This window comes from Actinosynnema sp. NPDC091369 (assembly GCF_044757065.1).
Classification (GTDB): Bacteria; Actinomycetota; Actinomycetes; order Mycobacteriales; family Pseudonocardiaceae; genus Actinosynnema.
Window position 1 is genome coordinate 357976 of record NZ_JBIVUG010000002.1, and the last position, 21114, is coordinate 379089.

Consider the following 21114-nt stretch of genomic DNA (forward strand, 5'->3'; position numbering starts at 1 on the left):
TAAGCTGCGGCTATGGCCGAGATCAAGTACTCGACTCCCCAGGAAGCCTTCGAGCTGCTGCTCACCGGCAACCAGCGCTTCGTCGCCGGCACACCGGAGCACCCCAACCAGGACGCGGCACGGCGTGCCGAGGTGGCACCGGCCCAGCGCCCGTTCGCCGTGCTGTTCGGGTGCTCGGACTCGCGGCTGGCCGCCGAGATCATCTTCGACCGCGGGCTGGGTGACCTGTTCGTGGTGCGCACCGCGGGCCACGTCGTGGGTTCGGAGGTGCTGGGCAGCGTCGAGTACGGGGTGGGCGTGCTGGACAGCCCGCTGGTGGTGGTCCTCGGCCACGACGCCTGCGGCGCGGTCGCCGCGGCGTGCGCGGCGCTCGACGAGGGCGCGGTGCCGTCCGGGTACATCGGCGACGTCGTCGAGCGCGTCACCCCGAGCGTGATCGCGTCACGGGCCGCCGGACGAGTGCAGGCCGACGAGATCCTCGCCGAGCACGTCAGCCGCACCGTCGACTTGATGCTGGACCGCTCCCGGCTGCTCGCCGAGCGGGTCGACGCAGGCCAGGTCGCCGTCGTCGGCCTGACCTACCGCCTGGCCGACGGCAACACCCAGCTGGTCGCGGCCCGCGGCCTGGACGTCCCCGTTCCCACGACCTGAGCACGCCGGCGGGCCCGGGGCTCGACGCCGGTCATCCGGAGCGTCGCGGCCCCGCGGCTCGGCGGAGCCGGTTGGCGATGGCCAGCCCCAGGCCCTCCTCCGCCGGCAGGGACGCGACGACGAGGTCGCACCCCCGCCGATCGAGTTCGCGGAGGGACCCGTACAGCTCGCGGGCGTAGGCGTCCATCGAACCGGGGACCGCCACCACGGCGTGCGCCCGCACCGGAGCGCCGGCGAAAGCGGACGGCAGGAGCACCCCCACCCGGTGTCCCGATTCCTGCGCGAGCTGCGCTTCGGCGACGACCTGCTCGGGCTCGACCAGGACGACCCGCGCTCGTGGCGCGTAGTGCGACGGGTGTTGGCCCGGCACCCGGACGCGGCTCGTCGAGTGCACCGCGAGCGGGCGGCCCAGCACCGCTTCGAGGTCCTCGCGCGTCACCCCGCCGGGCCGCAGCACGCTCGGGACGTCGCCGGTGACGTCGACGATGGTCGACTCGACGCCCACCTCGCAGGGGCCGCCGTCCAGCACGAAGTCCACGGCGTCACCCAGCTCGGCGCGCACGTGGTCCGCCGTCGTGGGGCTGACCGAACCGAAGCGGTTGGCCGACGGGGCCGCCACACCGCCGCCGAACGCCGACAGCAGGGCGAGCGCGACGGGGTGGTCGGGCACCCGCACCGCCACGGTCTCCAACCCACCGGTCGCCGCCAGGGGCACCCGGCGGCCTCGCCGCAGGACCAGCGTCAGCGCCCCGGGCCAGAAGCTCTCGGCCAGCAGGCGAGCCGTCGCGGGGACGTCCTCCACCCAGTCGTCCAACTGCTCCGGCCCGCCGATGTGCACGATCAACGGGTGGTCGGACGGGCGCCCCTTGGCCTGGAAGACGCGCGCGACCGCCGCGGGATCCTCGACATCGGCGCCGAGCCCGTAGACGGTTTCGGTCGGGAAGGCCACCAGGCCCCCGGCTCGCAGCACCGAGGCCGCCTCGTCGACATCGCTGTTGCTGGTCAGCACCCGGCAATCCTAGGCGCGGCCCGTCCGCGGTGACGCGGCAGGGGAACACCGGGTGGGCGATCGGCCGGCGGCAACACCACGCAACCGCCCCGCCTCAGGCACGGAGCGTGACGACGCAGCGTGCCCACGACATCGCTGTTCCGAGGACATCCTCCGGTACCCGGTCATACCTTCGGGGCAACTGCGGCCACGGGACGCCCCGGACCGGATTCCGCCCGCGCGAAGCGGGCACCCACCGCGGGGATCGAGGAGGAACACCATGCTCGGCGCCGTCCTGCACGCCCCCGGCGACGTCCGGGTCGAGGAGCGCGAGGACCCGCGCGTCGTCGACCCGACCGACGCGATCATCCGCCTGTCCGCCACCTGCGTCTGCGGCTCCGACCTGTGGCCCTACCGCGGGGTCGAGAAGATCGACGGGCCGACGCCGATGGGCCACGAGTACGTCGGCGTCGTCGAGGAGGTCGGCAGCGCGGTCCGCGACGTCGCGCCCGGCCAGTTCGTGGTCGGCTCCTTCTTCGCCTCCGACAACACCTGCGAGATCTGCCGCGCCGGCTACCAGTCCTCCTGCGTGCACCGCGTCCCCATGGGCGGCATCGGCTCCCAGGCGCAGTTCCTGCGCGTCCCGCTGGCCGACGGCACCCTGGTCGCCACCCCGGACCTGCCGTCCGACGACCTGGTCCCGTCGCTCCTCGCGGCCTCCGACGTGCTGGGCACCGGCTGGTTCGCCGCCGTGGCCGCCGAGGTCGGCCCCGGCAAGACCGTCGCCGTGGTCGGTGACGGCGCGGTGGGCCTGCTCGGCGTGCTCGCGGCCAAGCAGCTCGGCGCCGAGCGCATCATCGCCATGAGCCGCCACGAGTCCCGCCAGGAGCTCGCTGCGGAGTACGGGGCCACCGACATCGTCACCGAACGCGGCGACGAGGGCGTGGCCCGCGTCAAGGACCTGACCGACGGCCTCGGCGCGCACTCGGTCATCGAGGCCGTGGGCACCCAGGAGTCGATGACGCAGGCCATCCGCTCCACCCGCCCCGGCGGGCACGTCGGCTACGTCGGCGTCACCCACGACGTGCGGCTGTCCGGCATGGAGCTGTTCTTCTCCCACGTCCACCTGCACGGCGGCCCCGCCCCCGTGCGCCGCTTCCTGCCCGACCTGATCGACCTCATCCAGAACCGGGACATCGATCCCGGCAAGGTCTTCGACCTCACGCTCCCGCTCGACCAGGCCGCCGACGGCTACCGGGCGATGGATGAACGCCGCGCCATCAAGACCCTGCTGCTCCCGTGACACCCGCGTCGTCGTGACCAACCGCACCACCCGCGACGAACGCTCACGAAGTTGGACGGGGACGAGGGGTGGGCTTGGATCGCCGGCATGGGTGACGCGGAACAGATGTGGATCACCGTCGTGCCGGCGCTGGAGGACGGCGAGCAGGAGGAGGCCGAACTGGTCCTCCTCGGGATCGACCCCACCTCGGACGACCCCGGTCAGCGGGTGGTGGACATGCTGCTGGACCGGGGGCACGAGGGCGAGGAAGGGGTGTTCTACCTGCTCCCGTTCGACCTGGGGGTGCGCTACGAGCGCGTCGGCGACCGGTTGGCCGTGCTCCTGCTGACCTCCCCCGAGGTGTACGACCACATGGTGGGCGAGTACCGGGAAGACCTCGGCGAGGCCGCGGCGCACCTGCGCGAGGCCCCGCTGGTGGACGGCGGGGCGCTCCTGCTGCGCAGGGAGATCGTCACGGACTTCGACCCCGCCACCGAGGACGGGCACCAACCGGTGGTCCTGCTGCTCCGGGACGGGCCCGCGGCGGAGGCGGACCTGTTCTCGGCCTTCGACGAGGGCGAGGCGGCGCTCGCGGTCCTCGGCATCTGGGGCGAGGACGAGTAACCGGTAACCGCGGTCTGCCGGGAGGAGGCACTGTCCGGATGCACTAGGTTGTCCGGTTGGAGGGTGTTCAGCAGGGCAGCATCCCGGTTCCCAGTTCCGCCCGGCCTCGTGGCCGTCGTGCGGGGCGCGGCTGATCGAGGGGTGCACCGATGACGCGTGACCAGGACGTTTCCGTCCGCGCGCTGGCTTCCGAGTTGGCCCGGATGGGCAGGTTGGTCGAGGACGAGGAGCACGAGGCCGTCGGACTCCGGTTCACCGAGCACCTGGTCCGCACCGTCCCGGGCTGCGACACGGCGCTCCTCGCGGTCGACCGCCGGGGTGAGGTCGACATCGCGGCGGCCACCGGTCACCCGCCGCCCGACCTCGCCGTGGACGAGGCGGATCCGGTCCGCGAGGTGCTGCGCTACCGCGAGCCGCGCCGCCTGGGCGACACCGCGCAGGACCACCGCTGGCCGCTGTTCGCCTCACGCCTCGCCGAGCACGGCCACCGCAGCTGCCTCGTGCTGCCCCTGCCCACCGAGCACTCCCCCACCGCCGCGACGGTGCTGCTGTCGAGGGAGTCCCACCGGTTCAACGACCACTCCTACGACATCATCATGCTGATCGCCCTGCACGCCGGCATCGCGATGGACAACATCGAGGTGCTGCACCACAGCAAGCAGATGGTGCGGCACCTCACCACGGCGCTCGACACCCGCCACACCATCGGTCTGGCCCAGGGCCTGCTGATGCGCCACTTCTCCCACGACACCGACCAGAGCTTCACGCTGCTGCGGCAGGCGTCCCAGCACACCAACCGCAAGCTGCGCGACATCGCCCAGGACCTCGTGGCGGCGCACGAGCGCGGTGACTTCGTCGAAGCGCTGACCCGGCACCGCATCACGGCCGTCGCACTGCCCTGACCCGGCGGAGTCCGGATCGAGGATCGCGCCTTCGTCCGCGACCTGCTGCGCCCGACCGTCGCGGAACACCTCGTCCACGAGCCTCCGCGTCGCCTGCTTGGAACGGCACGGCCAGTGACAGCGCGGCGTCGTCCACGTAGTCCAGCGTGGCGGCCAGGGTCTTGCGGCCGTCGGGCGTGCTGTACATCAGCGCCGCGTGGCCGGCGGCGCCGCCGTTGTGCGTGATGACGGTGCCCTGCCCGGTGTCCTGCACGAACACCCCCAGGCCGTCGCCCATGTCCGGGATGGACGTCCGGTGCGGAGTCGACGTGGCCGACACGGCCCTGACACCGGCCGCACCGGCGGACGTGGTCGGTTACAGTGGCGGCGGCTGCCAGGGAGCCACCGGTCCGCGGGAACGGGCTCAGCCCGCCTGGTGGGTGCGCCACGTGTCACCATCGTTCTCCTTTCGGCCTGACCGAGCGGACATCAGGCAGACGAGAGGAGACCGTCGTGCCCTTGAGCATGCCCGAGCGTCCGCACCTCGACAGCTTCCGCCGGCAGGCCCGCGCCTTGCAGCGCGCCGTGCGGGCCGGTGAGCCCGACGCCGTCGAGCGAGTGGCCCGTTGCCTCCCTCGCGTCGTCGATGAGGCCGGCGGTTTCCGGCTCAGCGCGGCGCAGTTCGTCATCGCGCGCGAGTACGGGTTCGGCAGTTGGCCCCGGCTCGGGCGGTACCTGGTCACCGCGGCCGAACACGCCTGCGACACCAGGGCCGGCGCGGTACCCGCCACCGACCCCGCGGACGAGTTCTGCCGGCTCGCCTGCCTGACCTACAGCCGTGCGGACGGGCCGGAGCGGTGGGCGGGGGCACAGCGGTTGCTGGCCGAGCGGCCCGACCTGACCTCGTCGAACATCTGGGCCGCGGCGGCGTCCGCCCGCCCGGAGGACGTCGGACGGCTGCTCGGCGAGCAGCCGGGGTTGGTAGCCGAGCGTGGTGGCCCGTTCCGGTGGCGGCCGCTGTTCCACCTCGCCTACTCGCGGTTCGACCCGGCCGTGCCGGCCGAGCGGGTCCTCGCGGTCGCCCGGCAGCTGCTCGACGCCGGCGCCGACCCGAACGACGGTTACCTCTTCGACGGCCTGCCGCAGCCGTTCACGGTGCTGACCGGGGTGTTCGGGCACGGGGAGCTGGGCAGTCGTCGCCAGCCGCCCCACCCGCGGTGGCAGGCGTTGGGCCGGCTGCTGCTGGAGGCGGGCGCGGACCCCAACGATGCCCAGGCCCTGTACAACCGGATGTTCGAGCCGGACGACTCGCACTGGGAGTTGCTGTTCGACCACGGGCTCGGCACCGGGGACGGCGGCCCGTGGCGGGCGCGCATCGCGGAACTGGACCCGCCGGCGCGGTTGCTGCGCGTCCGGCTCCGCTGGGCGATCGAGCACCACCAGTCCGCCCGCGTGCGGTTGCTGGTCGAGCACGGCGTCGACTTCCACTCGCCGTTCGAGGACGACGGACCCGCGTGGAGCCCCGCGAACGGCCGGACGCCGGTCGAGCTCGCCCAGCTCAACGGTGACCGGGAGACCGCCGACCACCTCGTCACCCGAGGTGCCACGCCGCCCGGCCCCGATCCGGTGCGCGACCTGATCGCCGCGGCGTTCCGAGCAGACCGGTCCGCTCTCGACCGGGTTCGCTCCGAACACCCCGACGCCGTGGCGGAAGCCCGCCGCAGTCGACCCGGGCTCATCGTGTGGGCAGCGGCTCGGGCAGGCGCCGAGACGGTCGCGCTGCTGGCCGAACTCGGCTTCGACGTGAACGCCTACGGCCGCGGTGACGCACCGGTCGAAGAGGCGTGGGAGACCGCACTGCACCACAGCGCCATGGCGGGCGACGTCGAACTCACGCGCCGGCTGCTGGACCTGGGCGCCGACCCCGACCTCCGCGACCGGCGCTTCGACGCGACCCCGCTCGACTGGGCCCGGCACGTCCACCGAACGGCCACCGCCGACCTGCTCGAACCCCTCACCACCACGACCGATCCGGTCCGGGACTGACGGGCCCGCGCCGAAAGTACTACTCCGGACCCGGTCTTCGGGCTGGTCGGTCCACGGCCCTGCGCCCGATGTGCCCGGACCGCGGCACGGGTGACGATCTCCGCATGACGTCACGCGGAGGAACGATGCAAGCGATCACCCAGCACCGGTACGGTCCTCCCGACGTGCTGCGGCTCGAAGAGGTCGCCCGGCCGGTGCCGGCGGACGACGAGGTGCTGGTGCGGGTGCGCGCGGCGACGGTGAACGCCCGTGACTGGCACGTCATGCGCGGAGATCCCCGCCTGGCGCGCCTCATGCCGGGTCCGATGGGGCCGCGCAGGCCCGGGGCGCCGATCAGGGGAACCGACTTCGCCGGCGTGGTCGAGGCGGTGGGGCGGGGGGTGACCCGGCTCCGGCCGGGCGACGCGGTGTTCGGCGAGGCAGACGGCGCGTTCGCCGAGTACGTGTGCGCGCCGCACACCGTCGTGGACCACAAGCCCGCCAACCTGGACTTCGAGCGGTCGGCCGCGCTGCCGCTGGCGGCCAACACCGCGCTCATGGGGCTGCGGGACCAGGGGCGGGTGCGGGCTGGGCAGCGCGTCCTGGTCAACGGTGCGTCCGGTGGTGTCGGCACGTTCGCCGTGCAGATCGCCAAGTGGCTCGGCGCGGAGGTGACCGCGGTGTGCAGCGCCCGGAACGCGGACCTGGTCGCGTCGCTCGGCGCGGACCACGTCATCGACTACGCGCTCGACGACTTCACCCGGGACGGGGGGCGCTACCACGTCGTGCTCGACCTCGTGGGCAACCGCTCGTTGACCGAACTCCGGCGCACGCTCGTGACCGGCGGGAGGCTGGTGCTCTCCGGTGGTGGCGTGTCCACCGGCGGCAGCCTGGTCGGACCCATGGGCCTGATCATGCGGGCGACCCTGTCGGGGCTGGTGGTGCGCCGGCACCGGTTGTCGGTCCTCGAAGCGCGGCCGAGTGCCGAGAACCTGGCGACGCTGCGGGAACTCGCCGAGGCCGGTGCGGTGGTGCCGGTCATCGACCGGACCTACCGGCTCGCCGAGGTGCCCGACGCCATCCGGTACGTCGAGGACGAGCACCCACGCGCCAAGGTCGTCATCACCCTGTGAGCGGGCCTCGTCCTCCGGCAGCGCAACGGTTGCGGTTGCGGAGAACGGAAGTGCGGGCGGGACGACGTCGTCATCCTGTCGCGCATGGGGCGCCGGCGGCGGAATCGCGGCAACAGGCCGAGAGCACTCGTCGTCGAGCAGGAGAAGGCGCAGCGGAAGGGCCGGCGGGTGGCGATGTACGCCGTCGTCGCCCCTTTGGTGCTCACCGCGGTGATGGCCACGGTCTTCTTCCAGGAGGCGGTGGACGTCGTGGTCGGCTCGACCGGTGTCGACCCCACCTCGGTGGAAACCCGGTGGCCGCTCAGGTTCGGCTGCGACCTCGCCGGGGTGGTGGCGATGCCGCGGGGTGGCAAGAAGCTGGACGAGTTGGGCATCTCCTTCACCGAGGACCCGAGGCAGACCGCGGTGGACGCCGGGGCCGCGGCCTGGGGGCGGGGCACCCTCTACGTTTCCCTGCGCACGAGCAAGGACAACGAAGTCGTCGTCAACAGCGTGCAGCCCCGGCACGTCACCAGGACCGACGAGGTCGCCGTCGACTGGCTGCTCTCCCAGCCGACGACCTGCGGCGGTGACCCGAGCTCGTGGCCGCGAGCGCCCTACCGGCTCGACCTGGAGACCGGGTCGTTCGCCAAGGTCGACGAAGAGGGCAGGGTCCAGCAGCTCGACTTCGTGGACCGGGTGGTGAAGGTGGACGACCCCTTCACCTTCTCCGTGGACGTCACGGGGTGCTCGGGCACCTACCGGTGGCTGCTGGAGAACCGGCGGTGGTCGGGCGGGTGGGTCGTGCGCGCTGACGGCCCACCCGCCCGACCGGTCCTCAGTAGACGGTCGCCTGCCGGGCCGTCGACTTGATGCCGTTGGTGCCGTTGAAGATGCGGTTGCCCCAACTGGTCAGGCTGTAGCGGTTGAAGCCGCTGACCATGTCGAGGTACTCGACGCCGCCGCCGTTGCCGCTCCACGACCAGCCGAGGTAGCCGATGCGCTGCGACTGGGCCGTGGCCATGATCGTGTTCTCGTCCGGGTTGCCGTCGGAGTGGTTGTCGCCGAACTCGCCGACCACGATCGGCAGCCGGGCGTTGACGAACGCGTTGAGGTAGGAGGTGACCTCGGACGCGGTGTCGTACACGCCGTACATGTGGATCGAGAAGACGGTGTTGCGCTGGGAGTCGGCGTTGAACACCGTGGAAGCGTTGTTGCGCATGGTGTTCGACCAGTCCTGGCCCCAGTTCGGGGCGTCGACCATCAGGGTGTGGGTGAAGCCGTTGGACCTCAGCCGCGAGATGGCGTTGCGGGTGTCGTTGGTCCAGTTGCCGTAGTTGTTGTTGCCGTACGGCTCGTTGCCGATGTTGATGATGGCGTACTTCTCCTGGCCGACGAGCGCGCTCTTGACGCCCAGCCAGTAGTCGACCGCCTGGTTGAGCGTGACCGCGCCGCTCTGCTCGCCGTACCCGGTGGTGTCGTGCGCCTCCAGCACGCAGATCAGCCGGTTCGCCTTGCACTGGGACACGATCGTGGACACCGCCGACGTGCTGGTCCACGTCCACCGGTGGCCGGTGCTCAGCACCACCCGCACGGAGTTCGCGCCCAGCGCCTTGATGTCCGCCAGTGCCTGGCTCGTCCGATCGGGGTACCAGGCGTGCGCGTGGTTCACCCCTCGCATCACGAACTCACTGCCGTTGGCGTCGTACAACCGCCCGTTGCTGACGTAGAAGCCGTTCGCGGCCGACGCCGTTGGTGCGCCCAGCAGCGGCGCGAGCACCGCCAGCAGGGCGAGCAGGGCCCATCGTTTGACCACGTCCACCTCACCATGTCGTCGTTGACATCGTTGACATCCGAACCGGGCGGGGCAGCGGACGCGCCATCGGTTCGGAGGCGAATGCAACCAGTTAACCGGTTAAGCGTCAAGTCCCGCCGACCACTAACCAAGATCCTCCCTGGCGGCGCACGAGACATGAATCGGTTAACTACCGGTGGACGCACACGGCGTTGCTACGATCGCGGCTCGCGAGAACGAGGAGTCGCACGTGTCGTCAACGGTCCGGGACGCCCTGGTCGGGCTGGCCGCGCTCCTGGCTCCGGACGCGCCGGACGTGGCCGAGCGCGTCGCCGCCGCCCACGACGACCCGGACGGCTACCTGCGGACCCACGCCGACCGGCTGGACGACCGCGGCATCGACGAGCCGATCGCGGAACTGGCCTGGATCGCCCTGGTCGACGCGCTGACCGATCACGACCTGCTCGCCGAGGTCGACTGGAAGGAAGCGGCGGACGAGATCGTCGCCCAGTTGCGCGCGTTGCGCTCCAGCCCGTCCGGCGCCGCGGCGTGGGTGTGGTTCGACCGGGCCGACGAGGACGTGCCCGCGTACGACTTCCTCGAACGCGCGGGCGCCGAACTGCGCGCGACCGGCACCGCGCTCGTGGTGCTCGACATCGAGTCCGACTGCTACCCGCTCGTCCTGCTCCCCGAAGACCGCGTGGACGCGCTGCTCGACCTGTCCGGGGCGACCCCCTTCACCGCGAGCGTCCTCGGCGCGCCCGGAACCGACACCTGATCACCCGGCCGCCACGTCCCGCACCCGGCAGCAGAGTTCCTGCGTGCGCAACGCGTCGGCGTAGTCGCACACGAGCTGCCCGGGGTCCCGCTCCCGCACGGCGGTCAGGAAGCGCTCGTCGGCGATCACCAGCGGGTCGCGGCCGATCGGGGTTTCGCGGGTGCCGTGGGCGTCCTCCAGGCGGAGGACCTTGTTCGTCAGCGTCACCTTCCGCCCCTCGCAGTGGAACTCCACCTCGGCGTCCACGGTGGCGTGCAGGACGCACGTCGCGGTGAACACCCCCAGCGGCCCCGAGTCGAACGCGAGCGTGGCGGCGCTGACGGCGGCCACGTCCAGGTCCGGGTGGTCGGCGAGGGGCACGTGCCGCGCGGCGGCGTGGACGACCTCCGCCTCACCGAGCAGGAACCGGGCCAGGTCGACCAGGTGGGTGGCCTGCTCCACCACCTGTCCCCCGCTCTCCGCTTCGACCCGCCACCACGGCACGGGCGGGACGAGGCCGTGCCAGGCGGCGCGCACCAGCACCGGCGGCGTCTCGGCGAGCAGCCGGCGCAGCTCCGGGACGACCTCCATGCCACGCCAGTAGTAGCCCACACCGGCCATCACCCCGCGCTCGCCGAGAGCGGCGGCGATGCGGCGCGGCACGTCGAGGTCCGCGCCGATCGGCTTCTCCACGTAGAACGGGACGCCGCCCTCGATGAGCGCGAGCTCGATCCCGCCGTGGGCGCCGGGCGGAACGCACACCCAGGCCGCGTCCACGTCCTCGCTCGCCACCAGTTCGGCGGTGTCCCGGTACGCCCGACCGCCCCACCGGGCGGCCGCCTCCGCCACGCCGGACCGGCCGACGTGGCCCACGATCTCCGCGCCGAGCCCGGTCAACGCCGCCGCGTGCCGTCCCGCGATGTACCCGGTGCCGATCAACGCCACCCTCATCCAGCCACCTCCACGGCCTGCCAGACCTCGATCCGACTCCGCCAGTCCTCGGTGTGCCCCGGCGCGGCCGGCGGCGGAAAAGCCGACGGCAGACCCGCGGCCATCAGCGCGGCCCCGGTCGTGACGAGCCCGTCGCCCGAACGCCGGTAGCGCCGCCCGGGGTCCAGCCCGCGCAACCGGATGCGCCGCGGCCCCTCCCCCGCCACCCCGCGCACCTGGTAGACGAACACGACGACCTCTCGCCGGTCGCGGGACACGTACTGCACCGCGCACGGCTCGTCGGCCGCCGGCGGCACGAGCCAGTGCTGGTCGCCGTCCTGGATGGTCGGCCGCACCCGCTTGTACTCGGCGATCAACCCCGCCGCCCGCGCCCGCTCCTCCGCTCTCCACGACAGGATGTCGCCGGAGATCCCGAGCACGCCCTGCATGGCGACGTGGAAGCGGAACTCCAGCGGGCTGGTGCGGCCGGTGGTCGGTTCCGGCGCGTCGGCCACCCAGCCGACCATCGCCCTCGGCGCGTAGGCGCGGCTGAACCCGTGCTGGATGCGCAGCCGGTCCGACGGGTCGGTGTTGTCGCTGACCTGCGCCAGGTCCGCCAGGCCGAGGATGCCGAGGTCCGCCCGACCGCCGCCGCCCGCGCACGTCTCGATCATCAGGTCCGGGAACTCGGCGCGCAGCCTCCCGATCACCTCGTAGACGCCCCGGACGTGCCGCACCCACACCTCGCGCCGCCGTTCTCCGGGCGCTTGTGGCCAGCCGACCTCGGTGTAGGGGCGGTTGTGGTCCCACTTGACGAAGTCGATCCGGTGCTCGGCCAGCAGGGCGCACAACCGCGTGAGCACGCCTTCGCGCACGTCGTCCCGGGCGAAGTTGAGCACGAGCTGGTTGCGGGACAACGTGGGCTCGCGGTCGGGCAGGTGCAGCACCCAGTCCGGGTGCGCCCGGTGCAGGTCGCTGTCGGGGTTGACCATCTCGGGTTCCAGCCAGATCCCGAACCCCATCCCCAGCCGGTGCACCTCGTCGACGAGCTCGCCGAGGCCGCGGGGGAACTTGGCCGGGTCCACCACCCAGTCGCCGAGCCCGGCGTGGTCGCCGGTTCGCGCGCCGAACCACCCGTCGTCCACGACGAACAGCTCCACGCCCAGTTCCGCCGCCCGCGTGGCGAGCCTGACCTGGTGGCCCACCTCCACGTCGAACGCGGTGGCGAGCCAGGTGTTGTAGTGCACGGGCGGCGGCGTGCCGCGGTGCCGGGCGGGCAGCACGCGGTCGCGCTGGTAGCGGTGCAGCAGGCGGGCCGCGCCGTCCAGACCGTCCTCGGCGTACCCGCAGACCAGGGCCGGCGTGCGGAAGGTCCCGCCCGGCTCCAGGTGCCAGGCGGAGTCGAACGGGTTGATGCCCGCGACCACGTGCAGCGCCTCGTTGCGCTCGGTCTCCAGCACGATGGACCAGTTGCCGCTCCACGCCAGCGCGCCGAACCAGACCGGCCCGTGCTCGCCCGCCGTCCCGACGGCGAACCAGGGGTTGGCCTCGTGGCTGGTGAACCCGCGCCTGCTGTCCAGCACCACCTTGCCGGGCGGCAGGTCGCGGTGGGTCAGCCGGTACTCGTCGCCCCACCGGCCGTGCAGCGTCCACGACTCGTACCGCGCGGGCGGCAGGCCGAGCACGGCGCTGGCGATCCGCTCGACCCGCAACGGCTCCGCGCCCCGGTTCTCCACCCGGGTGTCGCGCACCACGATGCCGTGCTCGACCGACACGGCGAACCGGTGCTCCACCACGAGACCGGAGCCGGCGTCCTCGAACACGAGCCGCAGCACGTCGTCCTCGACGTGGTCCTCGCGCCACGACAGCCGGGTCACCGACGAGCCGTCCTCGCGGACCACCACCAGCCCGGGTTCCTTGAACGAGCGGTCGCCGTGCACCGAGTGCGCGAGCGGCACGCCGTCCAGGAAGTGGGCCTGCGACGGCCGGTTCCACGGCGTGTGCGGCAGGTACGAGTCGCCACCGAGCGAACCGCCGTCGCCGCCCCAGTGGTCGAGCACCACCGCGCCGCCGTCCGCCGCGGACAGCAGCATCGCGTGCCCCTCGGTCCGCAGCAGCCACGCCGGTCGTCCGGCGCAGGTGGTCCGGGTGATGGCCGGGCCGTCCAAGGACATCGCTCTCCTCCGGGGAAGCCGCGGGACCGCTACCTCGCGAGCGGTTCGGGCGCGAGCCGGGCGTCGACCGCCTCGGCCGAGAACACCTGGTCGATCACCATGTGCCGGGCGCCGTGGACGCCCGCCCGGTCGCCGAGCTGGCTCTCCACCACGGCCAGGCTGCTGGTCAGCGCCGACACGGTCCGCTCGTACAGCCGCTCGCGCACCCCGACGAGCAGGTGCTCCCGGGTGAGCGCGAGGTCGCCGCCGATCACCACGACGGTCGGGTTGAGCAGCGCCACCGCGGTCGCCAGCACCTCGCCGAGCAGCCGGCCCGCGTCCCGGACCAGCGTGATCGCGTCCGAGTTGCCCTCGGCGACCAGCCGCACCACGTCCCGGCTGGTCCGCGCCTCGATGCCGCGCTCGGTGAGCTGCCGGGCCAGCGCCGCGCCGCTCGCGTGCGCGGCCAGGCAGCCGGTCGCGCCGCACCGGCACCGCGCGCCGTCGACCGGCCGGGCGATGCGGATGTGGCCGATGTCCCCGCCCTGGCCGGTGGCGCCGCGTTCGGGCCTGCCGCCGAGGATCACGCCCGCGCCGATGCCGGTGCCGACCTTGACGAACAGCAGGTTGTCCACACCGGGGTACCGCTCGCGCACCTCGCCGAGGCCGAGCAGGTTGGCGTCGTTGTCCACGAACGCCGGGCACCCCAGCGCGTCGGACAGCGTCCTGGCCACCGCGGTGCCGTGCCAGCCGGGCATGATCGGCGGCTGCACGGGCCGCCCGGTGCGGAAGTCGACCGGCGCGGGCAGCCCCACGCCCGCACCGGCGAGCCGGGCCCGGTCCCGGCCGGCGGCCTTGAGCAGGTCCCGGAACCGCCGGAGCACGAGCTTGAGCACCACGTCCGGGTCCTGGCCGATGGGCAGGTCCTCGGTGCGCTCGCCGAGCATCCGGCCGCCGGCGTCGGTCAGCGCGAACCGGGCGTGCGTGGCGCCGAGGTCGGCGGCCAGCACCAGCTTGTCGCTCTCCTCGAACGACAGCACCTCGGCCGGCCGCCCCGCCGTGCCGCGCCGCTGCTCGACCGCGCGGATGTACCCGGCGGAGATGAGCTGGCTCAGCCGCAGCGCCACGGTCGAGCGCGACAGCCCGGTCAGCTCCTGCAGGTCCCGCCGCGTCTTCACGCGGCCGGACCGCACCAGCGCGAGGATCTCGCCCGGTGACGCCGTGAACCCGTTGCGCGCCACCGAGGTTTCCCTTCTCGCCACCGGCGTCGGACCCGCTGCCACCGCCGCGCTCACCCCTTCTCCGCGCCGCTGGTCAGCCCTTGGGAGAGTAGCCGTTCGGTGAGGAAGAACAGCAGCACCACGGGCAGGGTGATCACGACCGACCCGGCCATGAGCACGGTCGTGGGCACCTCGATGCTGCCCGACAGCTGCGCGAGCCCGAGCGAGACGGTCCAGCTGTCGCGGCGTTCGACCAGGAAGAGCAGGGCGAACAGGAACTCGTTCCAGGCGATCATGAACACGAAGATGCCGGTCGCGACGACCGAGGGCACGGCCAGCGGCAGGCTGATCCGCCGGATGACGCCGACCCGGCTCAACCCGTCGACCAACCCGGCTTCCTCGACGCTCGCGGGGATCGTCGCGAAGTAGTTCTTGAGCATGTAGATCGCCACCGGCACGGTCTGCGCGATGTAGACCAGCACCAGGCCGACCAGCGAGCCGCGCAGCTGCATCCGGGTGAGCAGCACGAACAGCGGGATCGCCAGCACGATGCTCGGGAACAGGTACACCATCAGGAACAGCGAACCGACCTGCCGCCTGCCGAAGAACTCCAGCCGGCTCACCGCGTACGCGCCGGGTACGGCGATCACCAGCGCGACCACCACCGACGCGGTCGCCACGACGGCGCTGTTGCCCAGCAGGCTCAGGAAACCCTGGCCGCCCTCGGCGACCGGCCGCAGCACCTCGACGTAGGTGTCCAGGGTCAGCCGGCTCAGATCCACGACCAGCGAGTCCGGTCGCCGCAGCAGGTCCTCGATCGGCCGCAGCGACAGCATGAGCATGTAGTAGAACGGCAGCAGCGTGGCGATCAGGAAGCCGACGACCACCACCGGCCGCAGCACCGCGAACACCGCGCGTTCCACCCGGTCCCGGTTCACGACCCCGCCCCCTCGCGCCGCCGCAGCAACCACAGGTACGCACCCAGCAGCACGACCAGCACGGCGGCCAGCAGCACGGACTGGGCCGCCGCCGCGCCGACGTTGCGCTGCACGGTCAGCAGCTCGTACACCCGCACGCTCACCACCTCCGTGCCCGCCGCGCCGCCGGTGAGCAGGAAGATGTCGTCGAACTCGTTGAACGTCCAGATCGTCCGCAGCACCACGAGCACCGCGATCACCGGCATGAGCTGCGGCAGCACGATGTGCCGGAACCGCTGCGTCGGCGTCGCGCCGTCCACCGTCGCGGCCTCCTCCAACTCGCCCGGCAGGGCCGACAGCCGGGCGAGCAGGAACAGGAACGCGAACGGGAAGTACCGCCAACCCTCGAACGCGATCACGGTCAGCAGCGCCGTGGGCACCGGGACGTCGAGGCCGAACAGCGTGATCCCGCCGCGGGCCTGGGACAGGAAGGCGATCGGGTCGTCCCAGCCGAACAGCCGCTCGCCCCAGCTGTTGACGATGCCGAACTCCGGGTTGAGCAGCACCCGCCACACGAACGTGACCGCGACGACCGGCGCGACGTACGGGACGAGCATCGCGGCGCGCACGAACGACCGGCCCGGGAACGGCCGCCGCAGGGCGAGCGCGGCGACCAGGCCCAGCGCGATGGCGACGACCGTGGACCCGGCCGTGTAGGCGACCGTGGTGCGCAGGCTGTGCCACAGCACGTCGGAGGCGACCACGCGGGCGAAGTTGTCCAGCGTCAGCTTCTCGAACAGCCCGGTGCGGCCGACGTCGATCAGCCGCACGCGCTGGAACGCGATGAGCACCGACCACGCCAGCGGCACCAGCACGACCGCGAGCACGATCACCAGCGTCGGGGTGAGCAGCAGCAACCCCGTGCGGGCGTCGTGCTGCCTCAGCGTTCGCGCCACCGCGGTGCCCGCTACTCGCCGAGTTCCCGCGCGATGGTGGCGGCCTGCTCGCTCGCCTTGCGCGCCGCGGCTTCCGCGTCACCACCGCCGTTGACCACCTCGGCCAGCGCCTTGGGCACGACGAGCTGCCCGGCGACCGCGCCCGCGAGCTCGCCCTTGCCCTGCGCGAAGCCCCATCGGCTGAAGCTGCGCGGGCTGTCCTGCACGACCCGCAGGGTCTCCGCGTCGTAGAACCGCGACAGCGGCGCCTTGGTGTCCACGCCGACGTCGAGCGCGCGCCACGCCTCTGCGTACTCCTGCGGGTTGTCCTTGGTGCCGGAGCGCACCGGCACCTTGCCCTCGGGCGCGATGGCGAGCCAGTCCCGGTACCCGTCGGTCATCAGGTACTCGACCAGCTTCTTCGCGTTGTCCGTGTCGGCGTCCTTGAGCACCGCGAACGACGCCGTCTCGCCGAACGTGGTCGGTTCGCCGCCGTCGGGTCCGCTCAGCGCGGCGACCACACCGGTGTTCTTCGCCAGGAACGCCGGGTCGCCCTGGCACTGCGGGCACGTCGGCAGGGCGTCGGCGCGCAGACCGGCCAGCTCGTCGAGCAGGTACGACGACCACACCACCATCGCCGAGCGGCCCGCGAAGTAGGTGGCCCGGGTGGTGTCGACGTCCTGGTTGCCCGCCGGGGAGTGCCGGGCCACGAGGTCGGTGTAGAACCGGAACGCGCCGACGCACTCGGGGCTGTGCAACGCCACCTGTCCGTCGTCGCCCACGAGCCGGCAGCCGTTGGCCAGCGCCAGGTGCTCGAACGTCTGGTGCGTGAACACGTCGGCGGGCGTGGTGCTCGCGGCGATGCCGGCGACGTCGCCCCGGTCGAGCCGTTCGGCGGCCTGCCGGATCGCGTCGTACGTGGTCGGGGGCCGCAGCCCGGCCTGCGCGAACAGGTCCTTGCGGTAGAACAGGAGCTGGGCCCAGCCGTCGCTGGGGACGACGAGCTGCGCGTCCCCCTCGCGGGTCAGCTCCAACGACTGCGGCGCGAACGTGTCCACGCCGAGGGCGTCCACGACCTGCCGGGCCGCGTCGGTGTCGAGCAGGTCGTCGGTGCGCAACTGGCTCATGATCGGCAACGAGATCGACCCGATCACGTCGGGCAGCTCGCCGGACGCGGCGGCCGAGGTGAGCACGGTCGTGAGCTGGTTCTCGGCGACCGCGACGAGCTCGGTCTCGACCCCGGTGCGCTGGGTGAACGCCGCCAGCAGGCGTTCCTGGGCGCGCACGCGGTCCGCGGTGTCCTCGATGGTCCAGAAGACCAGCGGCCCGTCCGCGCCGGCACCGGGATCACCGCCGCCGCAGGCGGCCAGGGCCAGGGCGACCGGCACCGCGGCGGCGAGCGAACGCAGTCCTCGTCGGGTCATGGCTGCTCCCTTCCGGAGGTCCGCGCTTGCTCGCGCGGGCCGGGGCCGGGTGTTCGGTGGCGTCACTGAACACCCCGGTTCGTCCCGTGACAACCGCCAACCCGGACGCGACTTCGGACCCGCATCGGCACGTGGGCAAGGACTTCGCCGGTCACGAGGCCGCGGGATCGGGATGCCGCATTGTCGTTTTGACTGATCACGGGATTAATGTCGACCATGCCGCAGTGGAAGATCGCCTGTCGGGAGCGGTTGCTCCCGGGCGCCTCGATCGAGCAGAAGTGGGAGTTCGCGCAGTCGGCCGGGTTCGACGGCATCGAACTGCGCGCGGGCGACGGCGAGGCGTTCGCGGCGAGACTCGGCGTGCTCCGGCGTGCGGCGGAACGCGGTGTCGTGCTGCCCTCGGTGGTCCTGGACGCGCTGTCGCTGGTCGGCGACCCCGAGCCGGGTGTCCGGCAGGTCGCCTCGATCGCGGCGCTGGGCGCGCGGACCGTCGTGGTGCCGATGTCCGACCCGCGCCGGGTGCCGCGGCAGCGATCGTCCACACCGGACCGCGGCACGACCGCCGACGGCCTGCGCCACCTCGCCGAGCGGGCCGCGCGGGAAGGCGTGGCGCTGTGCGTGCAGCCGGTCAACCGCTACGAGGGCCGGCCCGTGAACACGCTCGACGAGGCGGCGCGGCTGTGCCGCGAGATCGGGTCGCCGGCCGCGCGGGTGGCGGCGGGCACGTTCCACATGAACATCGAGGAGACCGACCCCGCCGGCGCGCTGCTGGCCGCCGGGCCGTGGCTGGGTCACGTCGAGCTGGCCGACTCCACCGGGCTCGAACCCGGCGCGGGCCACGTCGACTGGCCGGCGCTGTTCGCGGCGCTCGCGGCCGTCGGGTACGAGGGGTGGGCGAGCGTCGCGTGCCGCCTGTCCGGGCCGGCCGGGTCCTGCCTGCCCGCAGCGGTCCGCGTGCTGCGACGGGCCGGGTGACGCGGGTGCGCCCCGACACCGGGCCGGATCCCGCCGACCTGCGGCGCCGGGCCGCCGCGACGCTGCGGCGGAACTGGCGCGGCTCGGCCACCGTGCCGACGACCACGCTCTACCCGCACCAGTGGAGCTGGGACTCGGCGTTCATCGCCATCGGCCAGGCGCACCTGGACCCGCGGCGCGCGTTCGCGGAGCTGACGACGTTGCTCGACGCGCAGTGGGGCGACGGTCGCGTGCCGCAGATCGTCTTCAACCCGGCCGTGCCCGAGGACGCCTACTTCCCCGGTCCGGCGTTCTGGCGGCCACTGCCCCGCCACGGGCCGCCGCCGGGCGTGTCGACCACGGGACTCGTCCAGCCGCCAGTGCACGCCGCCGCCGTGCTGACCATCGCCGAACGCCACCCCGGTGACGCGACCGACGCGGCCGTCCACCACCTGTACCCGAAGCTGGCCCGCTTCCACGACTACCTGTTCGACCGGCGGCGCGTCGCGTCCGGACTGGTGGGCATCGTGCACCCGTGGGAGTCGGGCCTGGACAACAGCCCGGCGTGGGACGAACCGCTCGGCGCGGTCGACCCCGGCCCGGCCGACGGCATCACGGGACTGCGGCGCGACCTGCGCCACGCCGACGCCGGGCACCGGCCCACGGACGCCGACTACGCCCGGTACATGGCCATCGTCGCCGCCTACCGCGACCGGGGGTATGCCGACGACGACCTGCCGGGTCTGCCGTTCTGCGCGGTGGACCCGTTGTTCTGCGCGGTGCTGGCCTGGTCGGAGCAGGCGCTGGCCGTGCTCGCCCGCCGCGTCGGCGCGGACCCCGGCCGGCACGTCGAGCGAGCCCGCGAGTTGACGCACCAGGTGCACACGCGCCTGTTCGACCCGGCGCTGGGCTGCTACGTGGCGCTGGACGTGCGCACCGGCCGCGCCCTGGCCAAGCGCACGGTCGCGGGCCTCGCACCGCTGCTGCTTCCCGGCGGGCACCGGCCGGCGGTGCTGGACACGCTCACCGGCCCGTCGTTCGCGGCTCCGGGTGTGCGCGGCGTGCCCAGCTACGACCTGACCGCGGCCGACGCCGACCTGCGCCGGTACTGGCGCGGGCCGACGTGGGTGAACACCACCTGGCTGCTGTGGCGGGCACTGCTGGCGCACGGCGAGACCGGCCACGCCGAGCGGCTCGCCCACGACGTCGTGTGCCTGGTAGCCGACGCCGGGTTCCGGGAGTACTTCCACCCGGTGACCGGCGAGGGGCTCGGCTCGGACCACTTCAGCTGGACGGCGGCGCTCCTGCTCGACGTACTCGCGCGGGAACCGGGAGGACACCGGTGGCAGCGGTAGTGCGGCTGGACGCGCCGGGGCGCGTGTCGATCGCCGAGGAGCCCGACCCGCCGCTGCACGCGACCGGCGTGCGGCTGCGGACGCTGTTCTCCGGCATCTCGGCGGGCACCGAGCTGACCCAGTACCGCGGCACCAACGCGCACGTCGTCAAGACCTGGGACGCCGCCACGCGCCTGTTCACGCCGGGCCGACCGGAGGTGGCCTACCCGGCGGTGGTCGGGTACGAGGAGGTCGGCGAGGTGGTCGAGGTCGGCGACGGGGTCACCGCGGCGCGGCCCGGCCAAATCGTGTGGGGCGTGTGGGGCCACCGCGCGTCGACCGTGGTCGAGCAGGACTACGCGGCGGCGCGGGTGCTCGACCCGGCGGCGGACCCCGTGCTCGGCATCTTCAGCCACATCGGCGCGGTCGCGCTCAACGTCGTGCTGGACGCCGACCTGCACGTCGGCGAGACCGCCGTGGTGTTCGGCCTGGGCGTGCTCGGGCAGATCGTCGCCCAGCTCGCGCGGCGCAACGGCGCGCGGGTCGTCGCCGTCGACGCCATCGAGGACCGCCTGGAGCTGGCCGGGCGGCTCGGCGCGGACGTGACGCTGGACGCCCGGGAGGGCGGCGTCGCCGAGCAGGTCCGGCGGATGACCGGTGGCCGGGGCGCCGACGTCGCCCTGGAGGTCAGCGGCAACCCGATGGCGCTGCACGAGGCCGTGCGCACGGTGGCCTACAACGCGCGCGTCGTCACCGGTGGCTTCTACCAGGGCGAGGCGCGCGGCCTGTTCCTCGGCGAGGAGTTCCACCACAACCGGGTCGACCTGGTGTGCTCGCAGATCTCCGGCGTCGCGCCGCGCCACGCGCACCGCTGGGACCGCGCGCGGCTCAACGCCACCGTCATCGACCTGGCCGTGGCCGGGCACCTCCGGCTGCGACCGCTAATCTCGCACGTCGTGCCGTTCACCGACGCCGCCTGGGCCTACGACCTGCTCGACACGCGCCCGGACCAGGCGTTGCAGGTGGTGCTGGGGTTCGCCGACCCGGGTGGGTACGACCACCGGCACGGCGACGCGTAGCGGTCGCGACCCCTCGCGGGTGTCGGCGGCGGGGACGTCGGCGGTTTCGCCGG

The 21114-nt window shown here is 73.1% G+C and carries 20 protein-coding genes; 11 read left to right on the top strand and 9 right to left on the bottom strand.

Features of this window, described 5'->3' with window-relative positions; all coding sequences use genetic code 11:
- The first annotated feature begins 12 nt into the window (after window positions 1-12).
- Entirely contained in the window at window positions 13-651 is a 639-nt protein-coding gene (locus tag ACIQMJ_RS09800) for a carbonic anhydrase (protein ID WP_499760540.1), read from the top strand.
- A gap of 31 nt (window positions 652-682) precedes the next feature.
- On the opposite strand, the gene ACIQMJ_RS09805 is transcribed toward ACIQMJ_RS09800, so the two are convergent.
- Window positions 683-1660: an L-threonylcarbamoyladenylate synthase gene (locus tag ACIQMJ_RS09805; protein ID WP_499760541.1), complete on the bottom strand. Its 978-nt coding sequence runs from the start codon at window positions 1658-1660 to the stop codon at window positions 683-685.
- 259 nt (window positions 1661-1919) lie between these two features.
- On the opposite strand from ACIQMJ_RS09805, the gene ACIQMJ_RS09810 reads away from it, so the two are divergent.
- The 3 genes from ACIQMJ_RS09810 (at window position 1920) to ACIQMJ_RS09820 (ending at window position 4447) form a co-directional block, all read left to right on the top strand.
- Window positions 1920-2942 (top strand): zinc-dependent alcohol dehydrogenase family protein, encoded by a 1023-nt coding sequence (locus ACIQMJ_RS09810; RefSeq protein WP_499760542.1) that lies wholly within the window; start codon window positions 1920-1922, stop codon window positions 2940-2942.
- Between the two features lie 87 nt (window positions 2943-3029).
- Window positions 3030-3545 carry a hypothetical protein gene (locus ACIQMJ_RS09815; RefSeq protein ID WP_499760543.1) on the top strand — a complete coding sequence of 172 codons (516 nt, stop codon included), beginning with the start codon at window positions 3030-3032 and terminating at the stop codon, window positions 3543-3545.
- Between the two features lie 149 nt (window positions 3546-3694).
- Window positions 3695-4447: a GAF and ANTAR domain-containing protein gene (locus ACIQMJ_RS09820; RefSeq protein WP_499760544.1), complete on the top strand. Its 753-nt coding sequence runs from the start codon at window positions 3695-3697 to the stop codon at window positions 4445-4447.
- Here the strand turns inward: ACIQMJ_RS09820 and ACIQMJ_RS09825 are convergent.
- The gene (locus tag ACIQMJ_RS09825) at window positions 4425-4766 is read right to left on the bottom strand and encodes a hypothetical protein (protein WP_499760545.1); all 342 of its coding nucleotides are present in this window, start codon (window positions 4764-4766) and stop codon (window positions 4425-4427) included. The two genes, ACIQMJ_RS09820 and ACIQMJ_RS09825, sit on opposite strands and share 23 nt — an antisense overlap.
- Before the next feature lie 173 nt (window positions 4767-4939).
- Here ACIQMJ_RS09825 and ACIQMJ_RS09830 point away from each other — a divergent pair, with 173 nt between their 5' ends.
- The 3 genes from ACIQMJ_RS09830 (at window position 4940) to ACIQMJ_RS09840 (ending at window position 8436) form a co-directional block, all read left to right on the top strand.
- Window positions 4940-6472, top strand: coding sequence for an ankyrin repeat domain-containing protein (locus ACIQMJ_RS09830; RefSeq protein WP_499760546.1), 1533 nt, complete (start codon window positions 4940-4942; stop codon window positions 6470-6472).
- Window positions 6473-6597: 125 nt separating this feature from the next.
- Window positions 6598-7584 (top strand): NAD(P)-dependent alcohol dehydrogenase, encoded by a 987-nt coding sequence (locus ACIQMJ_RS09835; RefSeq protein WP_499760547.1) that lies wholly within the window; start codon window positions 6598-6600, stop codon window positions 7582-7584.
- A gap of 84 nt (window positions 7585-7668) precedes the next feature.
- Window positions 7669-8436, top strand: a complete 768-nt coding sequence (locus ACIQMJ_RS09840) for a hypothetical protein (RefSeq protein WP_499760548.1) — start codon at window positions 7669-7671, stop codon at window positions 8434-8436.
- On the opposite strand, the gene ACIQMJ_RS09845 is transcribed toward ACIQMJ_RS09840, so the two are convergent.
- Entirely contained in the window at window positions 8402-9379 is a 978-nt protein-coding gene (locus ACIQMJ_RS09845; RefSeq protein WP_499760549.1) for a cellulase family glycosylhydrolase, read from the bottom strand. The two genes, ACIQMJ_RS09840 and ACIQMJ_RS09845, sit on opposite strands and share 35 nt — an antisense overlap.
- Before the next feature lie 229 nt (window positions 9380-9608).
- On the opposite strand from ACIQMJ_RS09845, the gene ACIQMJ_RS09850 reads away from it, so the two are divergent.
- The gene (locus tag ACIQMJ_RS09850; protein WP_499760550.1) at window positions 9609-10136 is read left to right on the top strand and encodes a DUF6630 family protein; all 528 of its coding nucleotides are present in this window, start codon (window positions 9609-9611) and stop codon (window positions 10134-10136) included.
- Here the strand turns inward: ACIQMJ_RS09850 and ACIQMJ_RS09855 are convergent, their stop codons facing one another.
- The 6 genes from ACIQMJ_RS09855 to ACIQMJ_RS09880 are packed head-to-tail and all read right to left on the bottom strand — an operon-like array spanning window position 10137 to window position 17694.
- A complete protein-coding gene (locus tag ACIQMJ_RS09855) occupies window positions 10137-11066 on the bottom strand; it encodes a Gfo/Idh/MocA family protein (protein WP_499760551.1) in 930 nt (309 codons plus the stop codon). It lies immediately after the preceding gene.
- Window positions 11063-13219, bottom strand: a complete 2157-nt coding sequence (locus ACIQMJ_RS09860; RefSeq protein ID WP_499760552.1) for an alpha-galactosidase — start codon at window positions 13217-13219, stop codon at window positions 11063-11065. Before ACIQMJ_RS09860 ends, ACIQMJ_RS09855 begins: the two co-directional genes overlap by 4 nt.
- Before the next feature lie 29 nt (window positions 13220-13248).
- Window positions 13249-14439: an ROK family protein gene (locus tag ACIQMJ_RS09865; protein ID WP_499760553.1), complete on the bottom strand. Its 1191-nt coding sequence runs from the start codon at window positions 14437-14439 to the stop codon at window positions 13249-13251.
- Window positions 14440-14489: 50 nt separating this feature from the next.
- Window positions 14490-15356, bottom strand: coding sequence for a carbohydrate ABC transporter permease (locus ACIQMJ_RS09870; RefSeq protein ID WP_499760554.1), 867 nt, complete (start codon window positions 15354-15356; stop codon window positions 14490-14492).
- Window positions 15353-16291, bottom strand: a complete 939-nt coding sequence (locus ACIQMJ_RS09875; protein WP_499760555.1) for a carbohydrate ABC transporter permease — start codon at window positions 16289-16291, stop codon at window positions 15353-15355. The genes ACIQMJ_RS09870 and ACIQMJ_RS09875 overlap by 4 nt, the downstream gene beginning before the upstream one ends.
- Before the next feature lie 11 nt (window positions 16292-16302).
- Window positions 16303-17694: an ABC transporter substrate-binding protein gene (locus ACIQMJ_RS09880; RefSeq protein ID WP_499760556.1), complete on the bottom strand. Its 1392-nt coding sequence runs from the start codon at window positions 17692-17694 to the stop codon at window positions 16303-16305.
- Between the two features lie 207 nt (window positions 17695-17901).
- Here ACIQMJ_RS09880 and ACIQMJ_RS09885 point away from each other — a divergent pair, with 207 nt between their 5' ends.
- Genes ACIQMJ_RS09885 through ACIQMJ_RS09895 form a run of 3 tightly spaced genes read left to right on the top strand, consistent with a single transcriptional unit; the run spans window position 17902 to window position 21061 of the window.
- Window positions 17902-18669, top strand: coding sequence for a sugar phosphate isomerase/epimerase family protein (locus ACIQMJ_RS09885; RefSeq protein ID WP_499760557.1), 768 nt, complete (start codon window positions 17902-17904; stop codon window positions 18667-18669).
- Window positions 18670-18674: 5 nt separating this feature from the next.
- Window positions 18675-20003, top strand: a complete 1329-nt coding sequence (locus ACIQMJ_RS09890; protein ID WP_499760558.1) for an MGH1-like glycoside hydrolase domain-containing protein — start codon at window positions 18675-18677, stop codon at window positions 20001-20003.
- A complete protein-coding gene (locus tag ACIQMJ_RS09895; protein ID WP_499760559.1) occupies window positions 19991-21061 on the top strand; it encodes a zinc-dependent alcohol dehydrogenase in 1071 nt (356 codons plus the stop codon). The genes ACIQMJ_RS09890 and ACIQMJ_RS09895 overlap by 13 nt, the downstream gene beginning before the upstream one ends.
- Window positions 21062-21114 lie beyond the last annotated feature (53 nt).